The sequence below is a fragment of the Streptomyces sp. NPDC007896 genome (assembly GCF_042959425.1).
Taxonomy (GTDB): domain Bacteria; phylum Actinomycetota; class Actinomycetes; order Streptomycetales; family Streptomycetaceae; genus Streptomyces.
The window spans coordinates 163,274-170,616 of the sequence record NZ_JBIBKX010000021.1; the positions used below are offsets into that span (position 1 = coordinate 163,274).

The 7,343-nt window shown below is 72.4% G+C and carries 6 protein-coding genes and 1 pseudogene; 4 read left to right on the forward strand and 3 right to left on the reverse strand.

The features are described 5' to 3' along the window. Positions 1-160: 160 nt before the first annotated feature. Together ACFZDJ_RS45845 and ACFZDJ_RS45850 are read left to right on the forward strand one after the other, a co-directional pair. Positions 161-1,582: an aminotransferase class I/II-fold pyridoxal phosphate-dependent enzyme gene (locus tag ACFZDJ_RS45845; RefSeq protein WP_391068322.1), complete on the forward strand. Its 1,422-nt coding sequence runs from the start codon at positions 161-163 to the stop codon at positions 1,580-1,582. Positions 1,583-1,628: 46 nt separating this feature from the next. After that, positions 1,629-2,957 carry an MFS transporter gene (locus ACFZDJ_RS45850; RefSeq protein WP_391068325.1) on the forward strand — a complete coding sequence of 443 codons (1,329 nt, stop codon included), beginning with the start codon at positions 1,629-1,631 and terminating at the stop codon, positions 2,955-2,957. Here ACFZDJ_RS45850 and ACFZDJ_RS45855 read toward each other — a convergent pair. The 3 genes and pseudogenes from ACFZDJ_RS45855 to ACFZDJ_RS45865 form a co-directional block, all read right to left on the reverse strand. Next, a complete protein-coding gene (locus ACFZDJ_RS45855) occupies positions 2,929-3,771 on the reverse strand; it encodes a triphosphoribosyl-dephospho-CoA synthase (protein ID WP_391068327.1) in 843 nt (280 codons plus the stop codon). The genes ACFZDJ_RS45850 and ACFZDJ_RS45855 overlap by 29 nt on opposite strands. Before the next feature lie 9 nt (positions 3,772-3,780). Further along, positions 3,781-4,747 (reverse strand): annotated as a pseudogene (locus tag ACFZDJ_RS45860) (intradiol ring-cleavage dioxygenase). Positions 4,748-4,874: 127 nt separating this feature from the next. Continuing rightward, a complete protein-coding gene (locus ACFZDJ_RS45865; RefSeq protein ID WP_391068330.1) occupies positions 4,875-6,038 on the reverse strand; it encodes a sensor domain-containing protein in 1,164 nt (387 codons plus the stop codon). A 178-nt stretch (positions 6,039-6,216) separates the two neighbouring features. Between ACFZDJ_RS45865 and ACFZDJ_RS45870 the strand changes: the two genes are divergently transcribed. Together ACFZDJ_RS45870 and ACFZDJ_RS45875 are read left to right on the forward strand one after the other, a co-directional pair. Continuing rightward, positions 6,217-6,633 (forward strand): hypothetical protein, encoded by a 417-nt coding sequence (locus tag ACFZDJ_RS45870; protein ID WP_391068333.1) that lies wholly within the window; start codon positions 6,217-6,219, stop codon positions 6,631-6,633. 161 nt (positions 6,634-6,794) lie between these two features. After that, positions 6,795-7,343 (forward strand): MMPL family transporter (locus ACFZDJ_RS45875; RefSeq protein ID WP_391068336.1); only part of this gene is annotated, 549 nt, incomplete at its 3' end.

Sequence of the window (7,343 nt, forward strand, 5' to 3'; positions counted from 1 at the left end):
CTGACGTAGGGCTGACGTAGGGCTGATGGCCGGGTACGAGAAGTGCCCGGCCATTCGTCTGCGGGTAGGCCGTTGCTGGTCGCGCGGTTCCCCGCGCCTCTTTGGGCGCGGGAACTCACGGGGGGGATTAGTGGGCGACGACTTCTGGTCCGGTGTCGGGGTGGATCTGCATCTGGAGCCGGACGTGGCCGCGGGGCGCAGAACCGGGCTCGAACGGGCTCTGCGGGACGCGGTGCGCGACGGACGGCTCGCTCCGGGCACACGATTGCCCCCGACCCGGCGGCTCGCGGCCGAACTCGGCATCTCGCGCGGGACGGCCAAGGGGGCGTACGACCAACTGGTCGCCGAGGGGTACCTGACGGCCCGGCAGGGGTCGGGCACCGAGGTCGCGGTGCTTCCCGCGGACGCCGTGTCGGAGGCCGTCGGGGCTCCCCGCGCGCGTGCGCCCCGTTTCGATCTGCGGCCCGGCAGCCCGGACGTCGGTACGTTCCCGGCCGCGGCGTGGCTGCGGGCACTGCGCCGCGCGATCGCGACGGCGCCCTCCCTGGCGTACGACTACGGGGACCCGCGCGGCCGGATCGAACTGCGGACGGCGCTCTCGGGCTACCTGGGACGGGCCCGGGGCGTGATCGCGCCGCCCGAGCGGATCGTGATCACCTCGGGGTACGTGCAGGGGCTCGCCCTCCTCACGCGCGTGCTGGACGGCGGGGTGGTGGCGATGGAGGACCCCGGGCTCCCGTTCCACCGGGACGTGGTGCGGCGGGGCGGGGGCACGGTGGTGCCGCTGAAGGTGGACGAACGAGGCGCCTGCGCCGGGGAGTTGACTTCCTCGCAGGCGGACGCGGTCGTCGTCACGCCCGCCCATCAGTACCCGACCGGGGTGACCCTGCACCCCGAGCGGCGGCGGGCGCTCACCGACTGGGCACGCGCGCGGGACGGGCTGATCGTCGAGGACGACTACGACGGTGAGTTCCGCTACGACCGGCAACCCGTCGGCGCCCTCCAGGGCATGGCACCGGGGCAGGTCGCCTACCTGGGTACGGCGTCCAAGACGCTCGGGCCCGCGCTGCGGCTCGGCTGGATGGTGCTGCCGCCGCACCTGGTCGACGCGGTGGCCGACGTGAAGCTGCACAGCGACCATCACACCGAGTCCATCGGCCAGTTGGCGCTGGCCGAGATGATCACCAGCCACGCGTACGACCGTCATGTGCGCGCCTGTCGGCTGCGGTACCGGCGGCGCCGGGACCAGCTGCTCGACCGGCTTGGGGCGCGCAGGAGCGTACGCGGTATCGCGGCCGGGCTGCACGCGCTGGTGGACGTGGCGGACGAGGCGGAGGTACTGGCGCGGGCGGAGGAGGAGGGGCTCGCTGTCGGGCATCTCGGCGAGCACTGGCACGAGCGCGCCGAGGGGCGGCCTCAGGGCTTGGTCGTGGGCTACGGGACTCCCCGCGAGCGGATCTATCCGGAAGCGCTGGAGGCGTTGGGGCGAGTGCTGGACGGAAACCAAGGGGTGTCGGGGCGAGTGCTGGAGGGGAGTCAGGGGGTGTCGGGCGGGAGCCAATTGGGTCGCAAAAAGGCGTGAGGATTGGGCCTGTTGACGGGTCCACCGGGCTCGTAGCGTCGAAGCCATGACGAATCCGGCAGCATCCGCGCAGTCGAGCCGCCTCGTCCCGCCCGCGGGACCGCAACGCGTCCTGGCCCTCGCCCAGCTGACCAACTCCGTGGGCGACGGCGCCTATTACGTGACCTCCGCGCTGTACTTCACCCACGTCGTGGGACTGGCCCCCGCGCGCGTGGGACTCGGACTGACCGTCGCCTGGGCGATCGGCTCTCTCGTGGGCGTCCCGCTGGGGCGGCTCGCCGACCGGCGCGGGCCGCGTGGCACGACGGTGCTCCTGGCCCTTGCGACCGGAGCGGCGGTGGCGTCCTTCCTGGTCGTCCGCGGCTTCCTGCCCTTCGTCCTCGCGGCCTGCGCGTACGCCTCCGCGCAGTCGGGGCTCGGGGCGGCCCGGCAGGCGCTGCTCGCCGGGCTGATACCGGCCGAGGAGCGGACCGGGCTGCTCGCCCATCTTCAGTCGACCCTCAACGCCGGTCTGGCGGTGGGGGCGGGCCTCGGCGGCCTCGCACTGCACGCCGGAACACGGCACGCGTATCTCGGGGTGTTCGCGCTGGACGCGGTGAGCTTCCTGCTCTGCGCGGGTGTGCTGCTACGGCTGCCGTCCGTGCCGCGAGTGACCGTACGGCGCGGTCACGGGGCCGGTGTCCTGCGCGACCGCCCGTACGTGCTCGTGACGTTCCTCAACACCGTGCTGCTGCTGCGGATGCCGCTGCTCAGTCTGGGCATCCCGCTGTGGATCACCGAGCGCACCCAGGCGCCCGCCTGGCTGGTCTCCGCGCTGTTCGTCCTCAACACCGTTGCGGTGATGGTCTTCCAGGTGCGGTTGGCGCGCGGTGTCACGGGCCTCGCCCCGGCCACGCGCGCGATACGCCGTTCCGGACTCATGATGCTGGTGTCCTGCGCGGTCTTCGCGCTGTCGGCGGGTGCCTCGCCGTGGGTCGCGGCCGGGGTCCTGGTGGCGGGCGCGGTGCTCCAGGTCGTCGCCGAGATGCAGCAGTCCGCAGGCTCCTGGCAGGTGGGCTTCGACCTCGCCCCGGCCGACCGCATGGGCGAGTACCAGGGCTTCTTCGGCACGGGCGTCACGGTGGCGCGCACCGCGGGCCCACTGGTCCTGACCGCGCTGCTGGTGGGCTGGGGCACGCCGGGGTGGCTGCTGCTGGGGGGACTGATGCTGGGGGCTTCGTACGGGATGGGCCCGGCGGTGCGGTGGGCCGCCACACGGGGGGTGACAGCCCACCGCCGGGACCGGAATCAGGACCGGAATCAGGACCGGGACCGGGACCGGAATCAGGGCCAGGACCAGGACCGGGTCAGGCAGCAACCCGTAGCGGTGAACTGACCACCACCGGAAGCGAGTCCACGAACAGGGCGCCGGCGAGCAGTCCCCCCGTGCCACGGGGGCTCCACGCGCGCGTGTGGAGGTCGTCGTCGAAGGCGGCCAGAGCCGCGCGGCCGGCCTCCATCGCCGTACCGCCCGCCTCCAGCACACCCCGCGCACCCGCCTGGACGTGCCGGAGCCCGTGCGGGCCCGCCGTGTACAGCAACTCGGTGTCCTGGAGGGTGGACATGACGGTGAGGAGGGCGTCGAGGCGGGCGTACGGCTCGGACGCACCGGCGGAGCGCGAGGCGTCGAGCGCGTCCAACGCCCGCCGTATGTGCGGGAATCCGGCGCGTGCCTCGCCCCGCGCCCCGGCCGCGCCGTACTTCGCGGACATGGACGACCCCCGGGAGGGGCGCCGGGGCGCCCGCCGGTCGGGGTGCGCCGCGATCCGCTTGGCGGTGGCGGCGACCTCCGCACCCTTGGCCCCTGGGTCCAGGGCCGCCGCCGCGACCAGGAAGCCCAGGACCCACAGCGCCCCGCGGTGACCACCGCCCGCCAGCGTCACCGAGTGTTCGGTGGACCGGCCGATCGCGCCCAGCTCCGTGCGGAGTTCCGGCGTGGGCCGGCCGGTGCGGCGGGCGACGGCCGCCATGGCCGCGAGGCCGGGCGTCAGCGCCTTGGCCGACCAGCGCAGGGAACACAGGTCGCGGTGGGTCGCCCGGGCCCCGAGATCGCGCGGATCGGGCAGGCCGGGCTTGGGGGTGAGCTCCAGTTGCCCTGTCAGCGCGGCCACGGCGGCCCGCGCCAGCGTCTCGTCCTCGCGGCTGCTCATGCGCGAACCCTAAGAGGACGAGGACGCCGAGGCGGACGGACTGGCACTGTCGCTCGGGGCGCCGCTCGGCGGCGTACCGGTCGGAGCGTCGCTCGGCGCACCGCTCGGGGGCGTACCACCGCCACCGCTGCCCGCGCCGGTGCTCTCGGCGTCGGGGTCGATGCCCAGGATGATGGACCCTTTGAAGCCCTTGGACGGGTCCTTCTTGTGGACCGGCTTCAGGGCGAGCAACCCGCTGGAGGTGCCGCCGCCGTCGTACACCATGTCGTCGGCGAGCTCGGTGTAGCTGCCGGTGTGCTTGGAGTACGGCTCCAGGGCCTGGACCTCGGCGGCGATGTCGTCGTCGAAGAAGAGCTGGCCGGTGGTTGACCTTGCCGCCCTCGTAGGTGCCGTCCGCCTTCTCGCCGCCGGTGTGCACCTTGACGTGGATGTGCGTGGTGCGGGGCGTGTACCAGCCGGGGAAGATCGTCTCGAACTTGACGACCCCGTTGGCGTTGGCGACCTGATAGCCGCGCAGATACGTCTGGTCGTTGGCGGTCGAGCCGTCCTCGCTCTCGGCGGGCGCGGAGCCGCCGGGGTTGGCGGTGGTGTAACCGGAGTAGTAGCCCCAGGCGTCGCAGTGCCAGATCTCCACGGCCGCGCCCGCGACCGGGCCGCAGGAGTCGGTGGTGTCCTGCACCGTGATGCGCAGCGTCAGCGGGACGCCGCCCTTGCCCTCGGTGATGTCCTTGCGCACCAGAGCGCCGTCCAGGTAGTACGGCCCCTCCGTGACGCTGGACATCAGCACGCACTGGCCGCTGCCGGTGGAGGTCGAGGTCGCCGAGGCGGTCGCCTCGGCGTCGGTGGCGGTGGTCGTCTCGTCGGCGAACGCCGATGGGTAGCCAGCGACCGCGAGGCCGCCCGCGGCGACCGTGCCGCCCGTCACCGCGAGCGCACGGCGCCGGGTGACCGATGTGTCTTTGTGGCTTCTCGTCATGATCGGAAAGCTAGGAAGGGCAGCCGTCAGGGGCATGGGGTGGGGCTGTGAGGAGGGTAAGAATTCTGAGAAAGCTGAAGTCGACGGGAAATCGCCCTCTCCAGGGAGCGCGAAAACGCCGGAGGCGTCACCACGCGTACGGCAGGTCCACCTTGATCACCGTCGGCCCCCCGACAGGGCTGGTCAGTCGCACGGACCCGTCGAGCGCGGCGACCCGCCGGCGCATGCCGAGCAGTCCCGAACCGGCCGCCTCGTCGGCGCCGCCGCGGCCCTCGTCACGGACGACCACGCTCAACCCCGTCGGTGTACGGGCGAGCCGGACCGCCGCCCGCTCCGAGCCGCTGTGCTTGCCCGCGTTCGTCAGGGCCTCGGCCAGCACGAAATACGCGGCCGCCTCGATCGCCGCGGGGGCGCGGACCCCGCTCTGCGCCCCGTCCTCCAGACCGTCCACATCCATGGTCACGTCGAGCCCGCTGCTCGCCGCGAGCGCCCGCGCCGCCCCGACGAGACCACGGTCGGTGAGGATCGGCGGGTGGATGCCACGGACGACGTGACGCAGTTCGGTCAGCGCCTCTTCGGCCTGGTCCTGGGCGTCGTCGAGGAGTTTGCGGGCGGCGTCCGGGTCGCGTTCGTACGCCCGTTTGGCGATACCGATCCGCATGGAGAGCGACACCAGCCGCGCCTGCGTACCCTCCTGCAGGTCCCGCTCGATGCGGCGCAGTTCGCCCTCGTGCGCGGCGACCGCGCCCGCCCGGGTCTCGGTCAGTTCCTCGACCCGCTCCGCGAGCAGCGCCTTGGGTGAGGGCTTGAGCAGGTTGGTGGACCAGGCGGCGTCGAGGTCCGCGAGACGGCTGATCAGCGGCAGGACCAGCGGTGAACGACCCAGCACACCCTGCCGTACGCCGTCGACGAGCAGGCCCGCCGACCACAGCGGCAGCGCGAGGACGCCAAGGAAGCCGTAGGCGTAGTGGGCGACCATCCAGCGCAGGTCGTTGAAGGTGCCCGGGTCACGGACCGCCGTGCGCATCCGGCGACGGAGCGGGCCCTCGATGCGCTGGTACGCCTCGGGGATCTCCCGGCCCGTCCACTCGGCGACCTGGCGCCGCTTGGAACCGGCGAAGCGGCGCACCAGGAGCACCGTCTCGGGCAGCAGTCCGGCACCGACCACCACGAGGGTGGCGACCGCCGTGATCAGCAGCACCGTGATGAAGATGATCGAGCCGAACGCCAGTACGGCGGCCCGTCCCAACTGGACCGTGGCTCGCGCTGCCTGCCGCACTGTCGTACCCATGCCGTCCAGGCTAGGCACGCCTGGTGCGGCTGCGCGGGAGAGCAGGCTCCAGACAGATGGTGTAGCCCGCTACACCACAGGTTCGGGAGAGCACTCACTCGTGGCGGCGAGCTTCCGACGGGATCGTTGAATCCGGAAGCCCACGCCCCTACAGACTCCCCGCCGAAGGAAAAGGTTCATGAAGTCGCTGCTCTCCTCGATCGTGCTCTGGTCGCTGTTCCTGGTCGGCCTCTCCGCCACCGTGGCCTCCGGTGCCGTACTCGACGGCACGCAGAAGGACGTGGCCACCTACGGCGGGATCGCCCTCTCCCTCGTGGCCGGCTCCCGCATCGCCAAGAAGGAACCGATCAAGTCGTTCCTCTCCTCCCGTCCGGTGCTCTGGTTCCTGTTCCTCTTCAACGGAGTCGTCGCCGCGGCCGCCGGCTTCGCCCTCGACGGCGTGCAGGGGATCACGGCCGCCGCCGGTATGGGCCTCGTCTCGCTCGGCGCGGGCTTCGGTCTCCTCCAGAGCCGCGAGACGAAGAGCCGCGGGACACAGAACCGCGAGACACAGGGCCTCGAAACGCGGAGCCGCAGGACGCCGACCCCGGCCTGACGCGCCTGTCACGCCCACTCCGGCCCGACGCTCATCCCCCTCGGCCTCCGACCCCGGCGCCGACGACGCCGCCTCCGGGCCACGGGACACCCCGGCATGCCCGCCCCCTCGCAGCACCCCACCGCTCGCTGCCCCGAACACAGACCTTGGAGACCCCTCCCGTGGCTACTTTCCTTTATCGACTGGGCCGTACGGCCTTCCGGCGGCGCTGGTACGTCGCCTTGATCTGGGTGGCGGTGCTCGGCGCGGTCGGCTTCGGTGCGGCCAAGGCTCCCGCCGCCCCCGACGCTTCGAACTCCATGCCGGGGATCGAGTCCCAGAAGGCGTTCGACCTCATGGAGCAGCGCTTCCCCGGGGCGAAGGCCGACGGGGCGAACGCCCGGATCGTCTTCGTGGCCCCCGACGGGCAGAAGATCACCGCCGCCGAGAACAAGAAGACCATCGACAAGCTGGTGGACGAGGCGGCCGACGACGCGCAGGTCGCGAGCGCGGTCAGCCCCTTCCAGGCGAACGCGATCAGCAAGGACGCGACGACGGCGTACGCCACCGTCACCTACAAGGTGAAGGCCGACGACCTCACCGACGCCGGCAAGAACCACCTGAAGGACGCCATCACGCAGGCCAAGAAGTCCGGTCTGACGGTCGAGGTCGGCGGTGACGCGCTGGCGAGCACACCCTCGGCGGGCGGAGCGGCCGAGGGGATCGGTATC